The organism is Pseudomonas sp. UBA6699 (assembly GCF_002454615.1).
Taxonomy (GTDB): domain Bacteria; phylum Pseudomonadota; class Gammaproteobacteria; order Pseudomonadales; family Pseudomonadaceae; genus Aquipseudomonas; species Aquipseudomonas juntendi.
This window is the reverse complement of record NZ_DKJF01000060.1, coordinates 19,459-35,471: the sequence shown is the minus strand read 5'-3', so window position 1 is coordinate 35,471 and position 16,013 is coordinate 19,459. Positions and strand designations below refer to the sequence as shown.

At 60.7% G+C, this 16,013-nt stretch carries 15 protein-coding genes and 1 pseudogene; 8 read left to right on the top strand and 8 right to left on the bottom strand.

The genetic code is table 11. From position 1 onward, the window contains the following. Positions 1–155 precede the first annotated feature (155 nt). The 3 genes and pseudogenes from B3361_RS11965 to B3361_RS11955 all read right to left on the bottom strand — a co-directional run bounded on the left by B3361_RS11965 (position 156) and on the right by B3361_RS11955 (position 2,595). On the bottom strand, positions 156–455 hold the full coding sequence (locus tag B3361_RS11965) for a hypothetical protein (RefSeq protein ID WP_232892571.1): 300 nt from the start codon (positions 453–455) through the stop codon (positions 156–158). A gap of 763 nt (positions 456–1,218) precedes the next feature. Next, entirely contained in the window at positions 1,219–2,196 is a 978-nt protein-coding gene (locus tag B3361_RS11960) for a hypothetical protein (RefSeq protein ID WP_286920231.1), read from the bottom strand. Between the two features lie 10 nt (positions 2,197–2,206). After that, a pseudogene (locus B3361_RS11955) lies at positions 2,207–2,595 on the bottom strand (Hcp family type VI secretion system effector). A 786-nt stretch (positions 2,596–3,381) separates the two neighbouring features. Here B3361_RS11955 and hemA point away from each other — a divergent pair. The 6 genes from hemA to B3361_RS11925 all read left to right on the top strand — a co-directional run bounded on the left by hemA (position 3,382) and on the right by B3361_RS11925 (position 8,730). Beyond that, positions 3,382–4,659, top strand: a complete 1,278-nt coding sequence (hemA, locus tag B3361_RS11950; protein WP_009682968.1) for a glutamyl-tRNA reductase — start codon at positions 3,382–3,384, stop codon at positions 4,657–4,659. Next, positions 4,656–5,738: a peptide chain release factor 1 gene (prfA, locus tag B3361_RS11945; protein ID WP_009682967.1), complete on the top strand. Its 1,083-nt coding sequence runs from the start codon at positions 4,656–4,658 to the stop codon at positions 5,736–5,738. The genes hemA and prfA overlap by 4 nt, the downstream gene beginning before the upstream one ends. Beyond that, positions 5,738–6,568, top strand: coding sequence for a peptide chain release factor N(5)-glutamine methyltransferase (gene prmC / locus B3361_RS11940; protein WP_054903924.1), 831 nt, complete (start codon positions 5,738–5,740; stop codon positions 6,566–6,568). The genes prfA and prmC overlap by 1 nt, the downstream gene beginning before the upstream one ends. Further along, positions 6,562–7,317, top strand: coding sequence for a molybdopterin-synthase adenylyltransferase MoeB (locus B3361_RS11935; protein WP_029886863.1), 756 nt, complete (start codon positions 6,562–6,564; stop codon positions 7,315–7,317). The genes prmC and B3361_RS11935 overlap by 7 nt, the downstream gene beginning before the upstream one ends. After that, entirely contained in the window at positions 7,310–8,107 is a 798-nt protein-coding gene (gene murI / locus B3361_RS11930; RefSeq protein ID WP_029886862.1) for a glutamate racemase, read from the top strand. The genes B3361_RS11935 and murI overlap by 8 nt, the downstream gene beginning before the upstream one ends. Positions 8,108–8,211: 104 nt before the next feature. Then, on the top strand, positions 8,212–8,730 hold the full coding sequence (locus tag B3361_RS11925; RefSeq protein WP_033744719.1) for an acyloxyacyl hydrolase: 519 nt from the start codon (positions 8,212–8,214) through the stop codon (positions 8,728–8,730). Between the two features lie 65 nt (positions 8,731–8,795). On the opposite strand, the gene B3361_RS11920 is transcribed toward B3361_RS11925, so the two are convergent. From B3361_RS11920 to B3361_RS11900, 5 genes are all read right to left on the bottom strand, one after another. Next, positions 8,796–9,497: an SDR family NAD(P)-dependent oxidoreductase gene (locus tag B3361_RS11920; RefSeq protein WP_054903927.1), complete on the bottom strand. Its 702-nt coding sequence runs from the start codon at positions 9,495–9,497 to the stop codon at positions 8,796–8,798. A gap of 18 nt (positions 9,498–9,515) precedes the next feature. Further along, positions 9,516–10,937 carry a deoxyribodipyrimidine photo-lyase gene (phrB, locus tag B3361_RS11915; protein WP_054903928.1) on the bottom strand — a complete coding sequence of 474 codons (1,422 nt, stop codon included), beginning with the start codon at positions 10,935–10,937 and terminating at the stop codon, positions 9,516–9,518. Continuing rightward, complete coding sequence (locus tag B3361_RS11910; protein ID WP_009682959.1) at positions 10,928–11,827, bottom strand: MerR family transcriptional regulator; 900 nt, start codon at positions 11,825–11,827, stop codon at positions 10,928–10,930. Before B3361_RS11910 ends, phrB begins: the two co-directional genes overlap by 10 nt. Next, entirely contained in the window at positions 11,817–12,785 is a 969-nt protein-coding gene (locus B3361_RS11905) for a YbgA family protein (protein WP_054903929.1), read from the bottom strand. The genes B3361_RS11910 and B3361_RS11905 overlap by 11 nt, the downstream gene beginning before the upstream one ends. 99 nt (positions 12,786–12,884) lie before the next feature. Next, positions 12,885–13,871, bottom strand: a complete 987-nt coding sequence (locus tag B3361_RS11900; protein WP_009682957.1) for an NAD(P)/FAD-dependent oxidoreductase — start codon at positions 13,869–13,871, stop codon at positions 12,885–12,887. A gap of 187 nt (positions 13,872–14,058) precedes the next feature. Here B3361_RS11900 and B3361_RS11895 point away from each other — a divergent pair, with 187 nt between their 5' ends. Both B3361_RS11895 and hemH read left to right on the top strand, forming a co-directional pair. Beyond that, positions 14,059–14,964: a TIGR01777 family oxidoreductase gene (locus tag B3361_RS11895; protein WP_054903931.1), complete on the top strand. Its 906-nt coding sequence runs from the start codon at positions 14,059–14,061 to the stop codon at positions 14,962–14,964. A 13-nt stretch (positions 14,965–14,977) separates the two neighbouring features. Next, complete coding sequence (gene hemH, locus B3361_RS11890) at positions 14,978–16,000, top strand: ferrochelatase (protein WP_009682955.1); 1,023 nt, start codon at positions 14,978–14,980, stop codon at positions 15,998–16,000. Positions 16,001–16,013 lie beyond the last annotated feature (13 nt).

Below are 16,013 nucleotides of genomic sequence, written 5' to 3'. Positions count from 1 at the left end.
TTATCGCGGCCATCGGTACAGGTTTTTGTAGGAAATTTCTCCTCGTTACGTTGCCACGTCAGGTTTCGATTCGGGTCAAGTCGTATCGGCATGAAGTCATAGATAATGCGACAGCATCAAGGCAATGAACAAGGTGATGTGAATAATCCATAGGATTAACAAAATGCGCTTTTCGCGGAGGGGGAGTTTTTTACTTCCTCAATTTCAGCGTAACCCCTGTAAATGAAGATTTTGGGTATAGCCAACAGTGTTGCAATCTGGCCGGTTCTTATTGTTTTGCCCAAGAGTCTGGCGTGCTGGTAATTTTTGATGTTGTCAGATACGAGGCGAGAGGTGGGGAGGAAAGATTCAAAATGCTCGGTGTATTTGTGTGAAATAATAATTTGCGCGCTAGCGGCAATTAACATTGCTGTAATCAGGATCAGTGCGATCAGTCCTGGCTCTATGTTAGTCATTTTGAGAACTCGTGATACAAAAAGTCACCTAATACCTCGCTTTTTTTCTGCGAAATCACCGGCTAACTTCGCCCCGGCAGTGCCACCGATGACCGCGCAGGTGAGTGCCCTAGTCCGGCAGTCCCTACTCCTAGTGCCGGATACTGCGGGTGCAACAATATTCCCTCCTAGATAACCGCCTACAGCGCTACCAGCCAGGCCTCCAGCTAATGATGCAGAGTTTACATATGCGGCTCGCTTCAAGCATGGCGAATTTATAGACCGGTTACTGCTATGTTAAGCATTATGCCAATATAGGTTCACGCATATGCTATTGGCGCTGTTATTAGCAATAACAACGGGAGCGTTTGCTCGAGCTTCAATACTGGTTTTCAAAGGGTTTGGTAGTGATCAGCAGCATATAGGCATGCCCTAAATAATAGCAGTGTGAGAAAAAGTGCTAAGCACATAATGACGAGTCTGCTAAGTAATTTTTTTATGCGGGCCGGTAGTTGGTTTACTTCATTAATGTCTATCAGGCCTTTACGTGCATAGGCTTTTGGGGAGACTAACATTAAAGATATTGTCCCGAATCGAAAAACTTTTCCGATAAAGCCAAGTTCAGCGTATGTTTTTCTGTTCTCACTGATCAGCTTGCAGTTGGGTAGCAGAGATTCAATGTGTTCAGTCAGGCGATGGGACAAATATAGCGTTATCGACATGGATATGAAGATCGCGGTGATAAGGAGGGCGAACACCGCTCCCAAAATTTCATGAGCTGTGGTCACTTTATCACCCGTTCGTAGAATAAATCTCCCATGAATTCTCCACCATCGCTTCCGAACATCCCGCCTAGCATCCCCCCAAAGGCTCCGCCCGCTACACCGCAAGCGATAGCTCCAGGCCCGCCCGATACGGTTCCGAGAACCACGCCGCAAGCTGCTACGCCAACTATGTTGCCTGCATATGCGCCAACTACGCCTCCACCTACGCCACCTGCCAATGAACTACTCTCCACAATTTTAGCTCTTCTGCACTCTTCCTCTCTCCCTTCCGTGCAGGCTTTATTGATTGATAGGCCTGTACTCGAAACTTCCAGTGCAATGCCTAAATAAGTTCCTTTTTTTATCAGGTTAGCAGCCTTGCTCACACCGGCAACCTTATCCGCATACCCTGCAATCTCACCCGTATGCAAATAGCTTTTCGTGGAAATGGCTAGCATTCTTTTGATGGAGCCATTGTTGCGCAAGCCTGAGCCGAACGCCGCCAACCTGCGCAACTGCTCATCCAGCTTCGTGAAAAGCCCCGCCCGCTTGACGTAAAACTGCTCGCGGGCTTTGAGGGACCCTGAGCTCATGTGCTCTCTATGCAGCGTCTCGATTTCCAGCAAGGTGTCTTGAATCGCTTTGAGATACTTGCTCCAACTATCGCTTACCACGCCCGTGCCCATGGACGCATGGGCGAGCAGACTCTTCAACAGCTCGAAATTGTCTACGAAAAACTCATCGGCACCCTGGCCGCTATGCATCAACCCCATATGGGTCACGGTAGCCTTCGACATCAAATACGCCTCCTGACTGGTACAGGAAGGCGTTGACCAGTCACCGACGATCACCAGTTCGCCGCTTCTGACCACGCTGTTGCAAATGTGCGAATTCAGGATGTCGAACTTGCTGGCCGAATGCCCAGTCAGCGCAAGGCCGGCCTTGAGGGTGTGGTAGTTCTGCATCCTGGGGTTGATGAACGCACGGGCTTCAGACATGGCGACCCCCTCAGGCGTACTTCTTGTTTCCGATCCGGTCCCACCCGCCAGCGATGTTGCCGCCGCCGGAGCCGTCAATGCGTTTTTGCTGGGTATAGGTGGTTTTGATTCTCCCGTAATCGAGCTGCACCACCTCTATCGGTACTCCATCGGCGGCGCTTTGGGTGTAGTCGGCAATGATCACTTCTTCGAGAATGATTTAGTAATATTTGAGCTTGTCGCCGCCCGCGCGGCAGAGTGCGAGTTTAACTTCCTTGAGATGTTGGCCTGCGCAGCTGGCTTCCATCAATTTGCAACTGGCACTGTCGAGAAACTTGGTGAAGGTGAAATGGCTGACGATTTTTCGTCCAAGGCCTCGCCTGGGATATCATCGATTTTTATATAAGCGTCAAAAGCCATGCTTACCTCTCTTTGGTAATCATTGTCAGGTTTTAATTTTCTGGTGAGGAACCAAATCCAGATCAGTGATGGGAAAGGCTAGGCATTGAAATTGGGTGAAGCAATAGCTGGATCCGCAATTCAGAAATGGACTACAAGTCGATGGAAAAAATCGATACAGATATGTCGAAAAAAGTAATTCACATAAGCTTTTGTAGGAAATATCCCCTCGTTACATTGTCACGTCGGGTTTCGATTCGGTCAGGTCAAGGCGTCTGTTATGTGCCGCTGCTTCAGTGGCGTAGCGGGCTTCGGTTTTGCTTCTAAGCACGCGGTAGTTCACGCGCCGCAGATTGCGACTTCAGGAGGCCGAGCGAAGGGCATGCGCAGGGAGGTGACGGGCATGGATGCCCGTCAAGCGCTGAGGCCCCATGGATGGGGCCTGCAGCGCGTACTCCCGGGAGCATGCCCGTAGCGAAGGGACCCCGGAGCGCAGCGTAGGGGCCGGATGATGGGAGCGGACGGCTTTGGTTGCTTTGGCCACGACCAAAGTAACCCGCCGGAAGGGCGCAAGGTGACTCAGCGCCACCATCGCGAACGAATACCTACTCGGTGTGAATGCCCACATCTTGCTAAAGCTAAAATCCGAGCCAGATCAAAATCAGGATCCGGGGCTGGAATCACAGCTGGTGCGGGCGTGCAGCCGGCGATAGCCGCCGCGCTATCAGCGCAATAGCGAACGGTGGTTGTCCTGAAACCTGCGAAAGAGGACAATTATCGGCTTCCTGTCACAACCAGCGACTTCGCATGGCCTTTCTTGCACTCGGTATCAACCATAAGACTGCCTCGGTAGACGTACGCGAGCGCGTGGCGTTTACCCCAGAGCAGCTGGTAGACGCCCTGCAGCAGCTCTGCCGACTGACGTCCAGCCGCGAAGCGGCGATTCTGTCGACGTGCAACCGCAGTGAACTCTATATAGAGCAGGACCACCTGTCCGCCGACGCCGTACTCAAATGGCTGGCCGATTACCACCGCCTCAGCCTCGACGAACTGCGCGCCAGTGCCTACGTGCACGAAGAGCACGACGCCGTGAAGCACATGATGCGCGTGGCCTCGGGCCTCGACTCGCTGGTGCTCGGCGAGCCCCAGATCCTCGGCCAGATGAAGTCTGCCTACGCCGTGGCCCGCGAAGCCGGTACCGTCGGGCCGTTGCTCGGGCGCCTGTTCCAGGCCACCTTCAGTGCTGCCAAACAGGTGCGTACCGACACCGCCATTGGCGAGAACCCGGTGTCGGTGGCCTTTGCCGCCGTCAGCCTGGCCAAGCAGATCTTCGCCGACCTGGGGCGTAGCCAGGCCCTGCTGATCGGCGCCGGCGAAACCATCACCCTGGTCGCCCGCCACCTGCATGAGCAGGGCGTGCGCCGCATCGTGGTGGCCAACCGCACCCTGGAACGCGCCAGCATCCTGGCCGAACAGTTCGGTGCGCATGCCGTTCTGCTGGCCGACATCCCCCAGGAGCTGGCCAACAGCGACATCGTCATCAGCTCCACTGCCAGCCAGTTGCCGATCCTTGGCAAAGGCGCGGTCGAAAGTGCGCTGAAGCAGCGCCGGCACAAACCGATCTTCATGGTCGACATCGCCGTGCCCCGCGATATCGAAACCGAGGTCGGTGAGCTCGATGACGTCTACCTCTACACCGTCGATGACCTGCACGATGTGGTGGCGGAGAACCTCAAGAGCCGCCAAGGCGCTGCCCAGGCTGCCGAAGAACTGGTGACAGTCGGCGCCGAAGACTTCATGCTGCGCCTGCGTGAACTGGCTGCCGTGGATGTGCTCAAGGCCTATCGCCAGCAAAGCGAGCGCCTGCGCGACGAAGAACTGCAAAAGGCCCAGCGCCTGCTGGCCAACGGCGGCAACCCCGAGGACGTACTGGCCCAATTGGCCCGGGGCCTGACCAACAAACTCCTGCATGCGCCCAGCGTGCAGTTGAAAAAGCTCTCGGCCGAGGGGCGCGTCGATGCGCTGGCCATGGCCCAGGAACTCTTTGCCCTCAACGAGGGCTCGACGGACAAAACCCCGCAATGAAAGCGTCGCTGCTGAACAAACTGGAAATTCTCCAGGACCGCTTCGAAGAACTCACCGCCTTGCTCGGCGATGCCGAGGTCATTTCCGACCAGACGCGCTTTCGCGCGTATTCCCGCGAGTACGCCGAGGTCGAGCCGGTCTATGCTGCCTATAAAGAGTGGCGCAAAGTCCAGGACGACCTCGAAGGTGCCCAGGCGCTGCTCAAGGACAGTGACCCGGACATGCGCGAAATGGCCGTGGAAGAAGTGCGTGAAGCCAAGGAGCAATTGCTGACGCTCGAGGCGCAGCTGCAGCGCATGCTGCTGCCCAAGGACCCGAATGATGGCCGCAACGTGTTCCTCGAGATCCGCGCCGGCACCGGTGGCGACGAGGCCGCGATCTTCTCGGGTGACCTGTTCCGCATGTACTCGCGTTACGCCGAAAAGCGTGGCTGGCGCCTGGAGATTCTGTCCGAGAACGAAGGTGAACACGGCGGCTACAAAGAAATCATCGCCCGTGTCGAAGGTGAAAACGTCTACGGCAAGCTCAAGTTCGAGTCTGGCGCGCACCGCGTGCAGCGTGTGCCGGAGACCGAATCCCAAGGCCGCGTGCACACTTCCGCCTGCACCGTGGCGGTACTGCCCGAGCCAGACGAACAAGCGGCCATCGAAATCAACCCGGCTGACCTGCGCGTGGACACCTACCGCGCCTCCGGTGCCGGCGGCCAGCACGTCAACAAGACCGACTCGGCGATCCGCATCACCCACTTGCCCACCGGCATCGTGGTGGAGTGTCAGGAAGAGCGCTCGCAACACAAGAACCGCGCCCGCGCCATGTCCTGGCTGTCGGCGAAGCTCAACGACATGCAGACCAGCGCCGCCCAGAACGCCATTGCCAGCGAGCGCAAACTGCTGGTCGGGTCGGGTGACCGCTCGGAACGTATTCGTACCTACAATTACCCACAGGGGCGGGTGACCGATCACCGTATCAACCTGACCTTGTATTCGCTGGACGACATCCTCAGTGGTGGCGTGGACGCGGTGATCGAGCCGCTGCTGGCCGAATACCAGGCCGATCAACTGGCTGCCCTGGGGGACTGATGACCATCATCGCCAGCCTGCTGCGCAACGCACAGTTGCCAGAATCGCCTACCGAACGCCTGGATGCCGAACTGCTGCTGGCAGCGGCCATCGGCAAGTCGCGCAGTTATCTGCACACCTGGCCCGAGCGGATCGTCAGCAGCGAAGACGCGCAGACCTACGCCGGGTACCTGCAGCGCCGCCGCGGCGGTGAGCCGGTGGCGTATATCCTTGGCCAGCAAGGTTTCTGGAAGATCGACCTGGAAGTCGCGCCGCACACGCTCATCCCACGGCCGGATACCGAGCTGCTGGTCGAAACCGCCCTCGAACTGCAGCCCGCAGCCCCAGCCAGGGTTCTCGACCTGGGCACTGGCACGGGCGCCATCGCATTGGCTCTGGCCAGCGAGCGCCCCGCCTGGCAGGTCACGGCCGTAGACCGGGTGGCAGAGGCCGCTGCGCTTGCCGAGCGTAACCGGCAGCGCCTGGGCCTGAGCAATACCCAGGTGCGCCTCAGCCATTGGTTCGACAGCCTGGCCGGTGAGCGTTTCGACCTGATCGTCAGCAACCCGCCCTACATCGCCGCCGCAGACCCACACCTGGTGGCTGGCGACGTGCGTTTCGAGCCCAGCAGTGCGTTGGTGGCTGGTCCCGATGGCCTGGACGACCTGCGCGTGATCGTCACCCAGGCCCCTGGGCACCTGGTGCCGGGTGGCTGGTTGCTGCTGGAGCATGGCTATGATCAGGCCGCGGCAGTACGGGCCTTGCTGGTCGAACAGGGCTTCAACGAGGTGGCCAGCCGGACCGATCTGGGTGGCCATGAACGCATCAGTCTGGGGCGCCTGCCATGCTGAGTGATCTGGAACTGCTGCGCTACAGCCGCCAGGTGCTGCTGGCGCAGATCGACATCGACGGCCAGCTACGCCTCAAGCACAGCAAGGCATTGATTGTCGGGCTGGGTGGCCTGGGTTCGCCGGTCGCCCTGTACCTGGCAGCCGCGGGGGTTGGCGAACTGCACCTGGCGGACTTCGATACCGTCGACCTGACCAACCTGCAGCGCCAGGTGCTTCACGACAGCGACAGTGTCGGCATGAGCAAGGTCGACTCGGCGCTGCAGCGCCTGCAGGCCATCAACCCTGAAGTCACCCTGGTTGCCCACCGCCAGGCGCTGGATGACGACACCCTGGCAGCCGCGGTGGCGGCCGTCGACCTGGTACTGGACTGCTCCGATAATTTCTCCACGCGCGAGGCGGTCAACGCCGCCTGTTTCGCCGCCGGCAAACCCTTGGTCAGCGGTGCGGCAATCCGTTTGGAGGGGCAGCTGTCGGTGTTTGACCCGCGTCGCGACTACAGCCCTTGCTACCACTGCCTGTATGGGCATGGCAGTGAAGCCGAGCTGACCTGTAGCGAGGCGGGGGTGATCGGCCCACTGGTGGGCCTGGTCGGCAGCCTGCAGGCGCTGGAAGCGATGAAGCTGCTGGCAGGCTTCGGCGAGCCGCTGGTCGGCCGGCTGCTGTTGATCGACGCCCTCGGCACCCGTATTCGCGAACTGCGCGTCAAGCGCGACCCGGCGTGTGCCGTGTGCGGCAAGCGCGATGGCTGAGCGCTCGGCGCCGGTCGGCGTGATGGACTCAGGTGTTGGTGGCTTGTCGGTGCTCGCCGAGATCCAGCGCCTGTTGCCCAACGAGACACTGCTGTACGTGGCCGATTGCGGCCATGTGCCTTATGGTGAAAAATCCCCGGACTACATCCGTGAGCGCTGCCGGCGCATTGCCGGGTTCTTCCGCGAGCAAGGCGCCAAGGCCCTGGTGCTGGCCTGCAACACCGCCACGGTGGCGGCCGCAGCGGATCTGCGCGAGCTATACCCGAACTGGCCATTGGTGGGGATGGAGCCTGCAGTAAAGCCTGCCGCGGCTGCGACACGCTCAGGCGTGGTTGGCGTGCTGGCCACCACCGGCACGTTGCAAAGTGCCAAGTTCGCGGCTTTGCTCGACCGCTTCGCCAGCGACGTGCTGGTGATCACCCAGCCTTGCCCGGGGTTGGTCGAGCTGATCGAGACCGGCGACTTGTGCAGCCCCACGCTGCGCCAGATGCTGTGGGGCTATGTCGAGCCGCTGCTGGCCGCTGGTTGTGACACCTTGATCCTGGGCTGTACCCATTACCCCTTCCTGCGGCCGCTGCTGGCCGGCATGGTGCCGCCAGATGTGGCCATCATCGATACCGGTGCCGCCGTCGCCCGCCAGTTGCAGCGGCTGCTAGGCAACAATGGCCTGCTGGCCGCCGGACCGGCGCAGGCTACCCGCTTCTGGACCAGCGCCGATCCCTCTTCCCTGAAAAAAATCCTGCCTGTGCTGTGGCATAAGTCTGACGATGTGCAAAGCTTTGCCATGTGAAAAAAACGTGAAGAAAAGCTGAACTATCGTACCACTGCCGCTTTCTATGCCTTGCCTGAGATGAGGCGCTTATTAAAACAGCACTTGGATGAAGGATGTTTCTCATGAAGAAACTGCTGGGCTTGGCGGCGGCTGCCGTTTTCACCATGGGGCAGGCAGTATTGGCGCAGGCTGCTGATGTATCGGTTTCGGTAGGGCAGACCGGTGACTCGACGATGGTCTACCGGCTGGGGCTGCAGTCGAACTGGGATGCCAGCTGGTGGCAGACCAGCGTCGGCCGCGTGACCGGCTATTGGGACGGTGCCTACACCTATTGGGACGGCGACGACACGGCTAGCAACCACAGCCTGTCGTTCGCACCCGTGTTCGTGTACGAGTTTGCCGGCCAGTCGGTCAAGCCCTACATCGAGGCGGGCATCGGCGTGGCAGCTTTCTCCAGCACCGAGCTGGAAAGCAACGAACTGGGTTCGTCGTTCCAGTTCGAAGACCGCATCGGCTTCGGCCTGCGCTTCGCCGGTGGGCATGAAATTGGTGTGCGTGCGATTCACTACTCGAACGCCGGCATCAAAGAACCCAATGACGGGGTTGAAAGCTACAGCTTGCATTACCGCATGGCGCTCTGACCCGATCGGGTCAACCATCAACCGCCAAGCGCGACCCAGGTTCGCGCTTGGCGGGGAGCCTGCCGTCACCTTGGCGGCAGCGGCCATAGCCCACTGAGGTCAAGCGTCTCCAGTACCAACTCGGGCTCAGCCGCGGGCCAGCGCCGCAACAACTCCTGCGCGGCGCTTTGCGGCGTCCACTGCTCCGGAAAGGCTTGCGCAGGCGTCACTGGCGTTTTCAGCGACTGCGGTCCTACCACGGTCAGCGATATCCCCAACGCCTGGAGCGCATCACGTTGCTCACGTACCCACTGCGGCAGGTGGTTCCAACCGGCGGTTACCTGGGTTGGCGCGTACAACTGCAGGGCCGAATAACGGTTGAAAATAGCCATCACCTGGGGTGAATCACCCTTTGCCAGCAAGGGCGTCACCGCTGTCAGGCAGTGCTTGCCCGCCAGCTGGTTGCTGGTGACGATGGCCTCGATCAATTCGCTGTCAGCCACATCGCCCGGCAGGTAATCGCTGGTGCCGGCATTGATGATCACGCCGTCCAGTGAGTGCCAGTGACGGGCGATCAACTGACAAGCGTCAGCGGCTTGCTGTGCATCGTGCAACTGCCAGGGCACTTGCAGGAATTGCTGGCCATAGCGTTCGCCCAGCGCTTCGAACGCAGGCGCATCCTTGCCACTCGCGGCCACCCGGTGGCCTTGGTCGAGCAGCCCTTGCAACAACGCCAAGCCAAGTCCATTGCTTGCGCCTGTAACCCAAAAACTGCGTGAGTTATTCAAGACGTTCTGCCCCTTTTGTTACCGTCGCGGCAGGCCTTTGAAGGCCTCCAATGCACGTTGGCGACTACTGCCCAGATCAACTATTGGATTGTGATACGAATTACCAGCGAAAAGATCCGTAGATTTCATCGGACCATGAATTGTTTTTTCATCGATATCGCGAAGCTCCGGCAGCCAGTGACGAATGAAACGCCCCTCAGGGTCGAACCGCTGCGATTGTGAGACCGGGTTGAAAATGCGGAAATAGGGCACCGAATCGGTGCCGGTAGAGGCGCTCCACTGCCAGCCGCCATTGTTGGCGGCCAGGTCACCATCGATGAGGTGGCGCATGAAGTGACGCTCGCCCTTGCGCCAGTCGATCAACAGGTTTTTGCTGAGGAACATGGCGACGATCATGCGCAGCCGGTTGTGCATCCAGCCCGTGTGCAGCAGCTGGCGCATGGCCGCGTCGATGATGGGGAAGCCGGTGCGGCCCTGCTCCCACGCCTCGAGATCGCCCGGCGCATCGCGCCAGGGCAGGGCTTCGGTATGGCTGCGGAAGGCGCGGTGCCGCGAGACCTGTGGGTAGCCGGTAAGGATATGCTTGTAGAATTCGCGCCACAGCAGTTCGTTGACCCAGGTCTGCACACCCGTGCTACCGCTGTCGAACTCGCCCTTGTTGGCGGCAAGGGCCCCATGCAAGCACTGGCGCGGGGAAATTACCCCGGCGACCAAATAAGGCGAAAGCTGGCTGGTCCCCGGCATTGCCGGCAGATCCCGGGTTTTAAGGTAATCGTCGATGGTTTCGTCCAGAAACTGAGACAGGCGCTGCTGTGCATGGGCCTCGCCCGCCGGCCAGTGCTCACGCAAGGCGCGCGGGGTTTTTTCGAAGCCGTCGATATGTTGCGGGATCGGGTCACTGTGGATCTTCAGCGCAGCCTGGCGCTTTACCCGCCGGGCCAGCGCAGGCAGGCTGCGGTGCAGGTGTTCAAGGCAGGTTTTCTTGAACTGGCTGAATACCTGAAAGTAATCGCCACTGCGGGTCAGGATGGTGCCTGGGCGAAACAGCAGTTGGTCGAGATAGCTGTGCGCCTGGACAGACGCTTTTTCCAGCAACTTGCGCGTAGCAGCGTCCCGGCGCTGCTCGTTGATGCCGTATTCCTCGTTCCAGTGCACGCTTTGCACCTGGTGTTGCTGGCAAACATCGAGTACGGCCTGAGGCGCCTGGTCCCAGGTGTCGATCTTGCGGATCAGCAGCGGGATGTTCAGCTTTTCCAGCGCCTGGCGCAGGTCGCGCAGGTTGCGTAGCCAGAAATCGACTTTGCAGTCGGCGTCGTCGTGCGCACGCCATTGCCCGGGGCTGACCAGCCACAAGGCGATGGTCGGCCCGCGTTCGGTCGCAGCGCTCAGTGCGGTGTTGTCATCGATGCGCAGGTCACTACGCAGCCAGGTCAGGTGCATGGGGCATTGATCTCTACAGGCTGGCGGTCATGGGCTTGAAGCAGGCGCAAGGCCGCTTGCGGGGTATCGAACAGGAAAAGGTCAGGCAGTTCGCTGTCTTTGAGGCGGGTTTCATGCAGTGCAACCATGCTGCCACCAAGCAACTTCGGCCCCGGCACCCCTTGCAGGGCACGCAGCAAGGCTTTGTCGTCCATGCGCGGGCCCAGGTGCAGCAGCACGGCCCGGGGTTGGAAGATGCTGACTGCGCTTTGCAGTTGCGCTGCGCTGACAGGCTGCTCGAGCACCTCAACGGGGATGCCATTGCTGGTGAACAACCAGGCGCACAGCCACAGCCCTGGGCTGAAGGCGCGCTCGCTGTCTTCGGCCAGAAGCACGGCGGGGCCGTGCAGCAACTGGTTGTCGTGGTAGACGCGGGCGCCCAGCTTGCTGCGTAGCCAGCCGTAGAAGAACACCTGCTCCAGCCGCGCGTTGAAGTAACTGCCCCAGCGCAGGTCGAGCAGGTCGAGCAAGGGCAGCAGCAATTGTTCGCACAGGGTCAGAGCCGGATACAGCGCCATGGCCTGGTTAAGTTGCTGGTCCAGGTTACGTTGCGACAGGCCGGCGATGGCTTCGACCAGCTCGTACTGACGGGCTTGCCAGTCGCCTTTGGGCGCGCTGCTGGTTGGTTTGTCGAGCAACTCGCGCACTTGGCCAACAGAGGCACCCCGCTGCAACCAGGCCAGGATCGTTTCTACCCGTTCCACCTGGCTTTGTGGGTACAAACGGTGCCCCTTGGCTGTGCGTTGTGGTTTCAGCAGGCCATAACGGCGCTCCCAGGCGCGCAGCGTGACCGGGTTCACCCCGGTGCGGCGGGCCAACTCGCCTATTGGTAACAGCACCTCAGACCGCATTGCGTAAACCCAGGCTTTCAGGGTGGGGTTGCAGGTAGGTTTGCTGAAGCAGGTACGGGTCCGGGTGCTTGCGCAGGTGGTGTTTGAGCAGCGTCAGTGGCACCACCAGCGGCACGACGCCCTGCTGGTACTGGCTGATGATCGTCTGCAGCTCGGCTTTGTCCTGCTGGGTGAGGGTGTCCTTGAAATAGCCGCTGAGGTGCTGCAGCACATTGCAGTGGGTGCCACGGCTGGCACAGCGGCGCAGCGCCTGCATCAGCTGGCTGAAATACCGCTGGCCCACCTGTTGTGGGTCATCGTCCTTGCTCATGCTGCCGAGCAGGCGCCCGAGGGTGCGGTAGGCCTGAGGGTTGTTGGCCATCAACAGGTATTTGTAGCGCGAATGGAAGCTTACCAAGGCACCCCGGCTGAGGCCCTCGGCCAGCAGGCGTTGCCAGTCGGCATAGGCATAGACACGGCTTATGAAGTTCTCGCGCAGCACCGGGTCATGCAGCCGGCCTTCCTCTTCCACCGGCAGGTCGGGGCGTAGCGCGCAGAAGGCCTGGGCAAAGGCGCCGCGACCACTCTGCACCGCAGGGTGGCCGTTTGGCTGATAGACCTTGACCCGTTCCAAGCCGCAGGACGGCGATTTCTGCATGAAAATGTAGCCGCAGATGTCACCCAGCTCCGCGGCCATCTGTTCGCCATAGCTGCGTAGCGGCCCGGTCAGGTCCATGCCCGGGTTGCGGGTGCCGACCACTTCAGGGTTGTTCGGGTCGCCAACCAGGCGGATCGGATCGCGAGGCACGCCTAGCCCGATGGCTACCTCTGGGCAAACAGGCAGCCATTCGAAATGTTCTTCCAGTTGCGTGCGACACAGGTCGGAGGCCTTGTGGCCGCCGTTATAGCGCACGCTGTGCCCGATGAGGCAGGCGCTGATGGCAATACGCGGCTTGCTGTGGGTGGGCGGGTTTTGCATGACTGCCTCCGAAAACCTGTACGTTTGTAAAAACTTGTACAGGTTTATTCCAGCACAGTGCGGAAGTTATGCAAACCAGTTTTTTTGTATAAGGTGAAATCAGTCCAAATGTTCGAGCAGTCGCCGTGCTGCTTCCTGGCCGCTAAGCCAGGCGCCTTCTACACGCCCCGACAAGCACCAGTCGCCGCATGCATACAAGCCCTGGTCGGCATCGGCCAGGGCGCCCCACTCATGGTTGCTGCTCGGGCGGGCATACAGCCAGCGGTGGGCCAGGGAGAACGCGGGCGCGGGCACCACGCAGCCGATCAGTTCGGCGAATTCGCCGTACAGATGCTCGATCACTGCTTCTCTGGGCAGGTCGATATGCTGCCGGCTCCAGTCTGCCGTTGCGTGCAATATCCAGGTATCGGGCTGCTCGTCGCGGCCAGGCTTGCTGCGGTTGCGTGCCAGCCAATCGAGGGCGCTGTCCTGCACGAAGCAGCCTTGCATCGGTGTATCCAGCGGGGCCTGGAATGCCAGGGCCACGGCCCAGGTGGGTTCCATCTGCACGCCGGCCGCCACGGCGGCCAACTTGGGCGTGGCGGCCAGCAGCGGTGTCGCCTGGGGCGCCGGCACGGCAATTACCACGCGGCTGAAGGGGCCGTGGCTGCAGCCGTCGGTATCCTGCAGGTGCCAGTACTGCTTGCCGCGAAACACCTCGGCAATGCGGCAGTCGAAATTCACCGTCACGTCCTTGAGCAGGCCGCGGGTGATCGCGCTCATGCGCGGCACGCCTACCCAGCGTGTCTGCTCGTCGGGGGAGGGGCTGAGGGTGCCGTCGCGGTAGTTGTACAGCTGGGGTTTCCACTGTTCTGCCCAGCCTGCGGCCACCCATTGCTGGACCTGCTCGACAAAGCGTCGGTCGCGGGCAGTGAAATACTGCGCGCCAAGGTCGAGGGCGCCGGCCTCGCTGCGCTTGCTGGCCATGCGCCCGCCGCTGCCCTTGCCTTTATCGAACAAGTGCACCGACTGCCCGGCCTTCTGCAAAGCCTGGGCGGCAGACAAGCCGGCGATACCGGCACCAATGATGGCAATAGGTACTGTCATGATGGCCTCTTCAAACCTTGCTATGAGCAGACTACGCTGTCAGGAAAACCTGTACAAAGCAAAAATATTGTATAAGGTAATTCCGCTTTGCCGGACAGGTTGGCCTATGTTTATCCGAGAGCGTCGGGTCAAAAAAGTGCCTTGATGTTAAAAATAGACCACCGCTGCAATCTGCGAGGACACAGGCATGCATATATTGCTGACAGGCGGTACCGGGTTGATTGGCAAGCACCTGTGCCAGTACTGGCTCAGCCAGGGCCACCGGCTGACAGTGTGGAGCCGGCGGCCACAGGAGGTGGCAAAACTCTGCGGCGCCGGGGTGCGGGGCATCGCCAGGCTTGAGCAACTGGAGGCAGACGATCAGCTCGATGCAGTGGTCAACCTGGCGGGGGCGCCGATTGCCGACCGGCCCTGGACGGCCGCCCGGCGCAACCTGTTGTGGGCTAGCCGCATTGCCCTGACCGAGCAGCTGCTGGCTTGGCTGGGTACCCGCGAACAGCGCCCTGAGGTGTTGCTGTCCGGGTCAGCGGTGGGCTGGTACGGAGACGGCGGTGAGCGCGAACTGACCGAGACCTCACCCCCGGTGCGGGAAGATTTCGCCAGCCAGTTGTGTATAGCCTGGGAAGAAACAGCCCAGCGCTCGCAGGCCCAGGGCATCCGTGTGGTGCTGGTGCGTACTGGGCTGGTGCTGGCCAGCGATGGCGGCTTTTTGTCGCGCTTGCGCATCCCTTTCAAGCTGGGGCTGGGTGGGCCGTTGGGCAACGGTCGGCAGTGGATGCCGTGGATCCATATAGACGACCAGGTCGCCCTGATTGATTTTCTCTTGCAGCATAAGGACGCCAGCGGTCCTTATAATGCCTGCGCTCCAGCGCCCGTGCGCAACCGCGAGTTCGCCAGGCGGCTGGGCCGTGCGCTGCATCGGCCGGCGCTATTGCCGGTGCCGGCACTGCTGCTCAAGGCCGGCTTGGGCGAGCTGTCGACTTTGCTGTTGGGCGGCCAGCGTGCGCGCCCGGTACGTTTGCTGGAGGCGGGCTTCGCCTTCCGCTTCAATGATCTGCAATCGGCCCTGGACGACCTGTCCAGCCGCCTCTGACATAGGACGCTGCATGACTGATCACGCCCTGCTGCTGGTCAACCTGGGTTCCCCGGCCTCCACTTCGGTGGCCGATGTACGCCGCTACCTCAACCAGTTTCTGATGGACCCGTACGTGGTGGACCTGCCTTGGCCACTGCGGCGGCTGCTGGTGTCGTTGATCCTGATCAAGCGACCGGAGCAGTCGGCCCATGCCTATGCGTCCATCTGGTGGGAAGAGGGCTCGCCGTTGGTGGTGCTGACCCGCCGCCTGCAGGCTGCCATGGTCGAGCATTGGCCGCATGGGCCGGTTGAAATAGCCATGCGTTACGGCCAGCCGGCGCTGGAGGATGTGTTGGCGCGTCTGGCAGCGCAGGGCGTGCGCAGGGTTACCCTGGCGCCGTTGTATCCACAGTTCGCGGACAGTACAGTGACCACGGTCGTGGAGTTGGCGAAACAGACCATCCAAGAGCGCCAGTTGCCGTTGCAAATGCGGGTGCTGCAGCCGTTCTACGAGCACCCCGCGTATATCCAGGCACTGGCGGCCAGCGCCGAACCTTACCTGGCACAGGATTACGACCACCTGTTGCTGAGTTTTCATGGGCTGCCGGAGCGGCACCTGAAAAAGCTGTACCCGCGCGGCACGCGCGGCAAGCATGATCTGCGTGCAGCCGACTGCTGCAAAGATGCCAGCGCCGAGGTGCGCGCGGTGTGTTACCGGGGTCAGTGCCTGGCGACCGCCAAAGCGTTTGCGGCGCAGTTGGGTATACCCGACGGCAAGTGGTCGGTGAGTTTCCAGTCGCGGCTGGGGCGTGACAAGTGGATCGAACCGTACACCGAAACACGCCTGGACGAGCTGGCCAAGGCGGGGGTCAAGAAGTTGCTGGTGATGTGCCCGGCATTCGTGGCCGACTGCATCGAAACGCTGGAAGAAATCGGCATGCGCGGCAGTGAGCAGTTTGTCGAGGCCGGCGGGCGGGAGCTGGTGCTGGTGCCGTGCTTGAACGACCACCCGCAGTGGGTGAGGGTGTTGGCGGACATGTGTGAAAAGGCCTGAGTGAACCGGCCTT

Excerpts from the sequence above, each read along its gene's own strand:
- B3361_RS11965 (WP_232892571.1), bottom strand. The coding sequence starts at position 455 with ATGACTAACATAGAGCCAGGACTGATCGCACTGATCCTGATTACAGCA.
- B3361_RS11960 (WP_286920231.1), bottom strand. The coding sequence starts at position 2,196 with ATGTCTGAAGCCCGTGCGTTCATCAACCCCAGGATGCAGAACTACCAC.
- hemA (WP_009682968.1), top strand. The coding sequence starts at position 3,382 with ATGGCCTTTCTTGCACTCGGTATCAACCATAAGACTGCCTCGGTAGAC.
- prfA (WP_009682967.1), top strand. The coding sequence starts at position 4,656 with ATGAAAGCGTCGCTGCTGAACAAACTGGAAATTCTCCAGGACCGCTTC.
- prmC (WP_054903924.1), top strand. The coding sequence starts at position 5,738 with ATGACCATCATCGCCAGCCTGCTGCGCAACGCACAGTTGCCAGAATCG.
- B3361_RS11935 (WP_029886863.1), top strand. The coding sequence starts at position 6,562 with ATGCTGAGTGATCTGGAACTGCTGCGCTACAGCCGCCAGGTGCTGCTG.
- murI (WP_029886862.1), top strand. The coding sequence starts at position 7,310 with ATGGCTGAGCGCTCGGCGCCGGTCGGCGTGATGGACTCAGGTGTTGGT.
- B3361_RS11925 (WP_033744719.1), top strand. The coding sequence starts at position 8,212 with ATGAAGAAACTGCTGGGCTTGGCGGCGGCTGCCGTTTTCACCATGGGG.
- phrB (WP_054903928.1), bottom strand. The coding sequence starts at position 10,937 with ATGCACCTGACCTGGCTGCGTAGTGACCTGCGCATCGATGACAACACC.
- B3361_RS11910 (WP_009682959.1), bottom strand. The coding sequence starts at position 11,827 with ATGCGGTCTGAGGTGCTGTTACCAATAGGCGAGTTGGCCCGCCGCACC.
- B3361_RS11905 (WP_054903929.1), bottom strand. The coding sequence starts at position 12,785 with ATGCAAAACCCGCCCACCCACAGCAAGCCGCGTATTGCCATCAGCGCC.
- B3361_RS11900 (WP_009682957.1), bottom strand. The coding sequence starts at position 13,871 with ATGACAGTACCTATTGCCATCATTGGTGCCGGTATCGCCGGCTTGTCT.
- B3361_RS11895 (WP_054903931.1), top strand. The coding sequence starts at position 14,059 with ATGCATATATTGCTGACAGGCGGTACCGGGTTGATTGGCAAGCACCTG.
- hemH (WP_009682955.1), top strand. The coding sequence starts at position 14,978 with ATGACTGATCACGCCCTGCTGCTGGTCAACCTGGGTTCCCCGGCCTCC.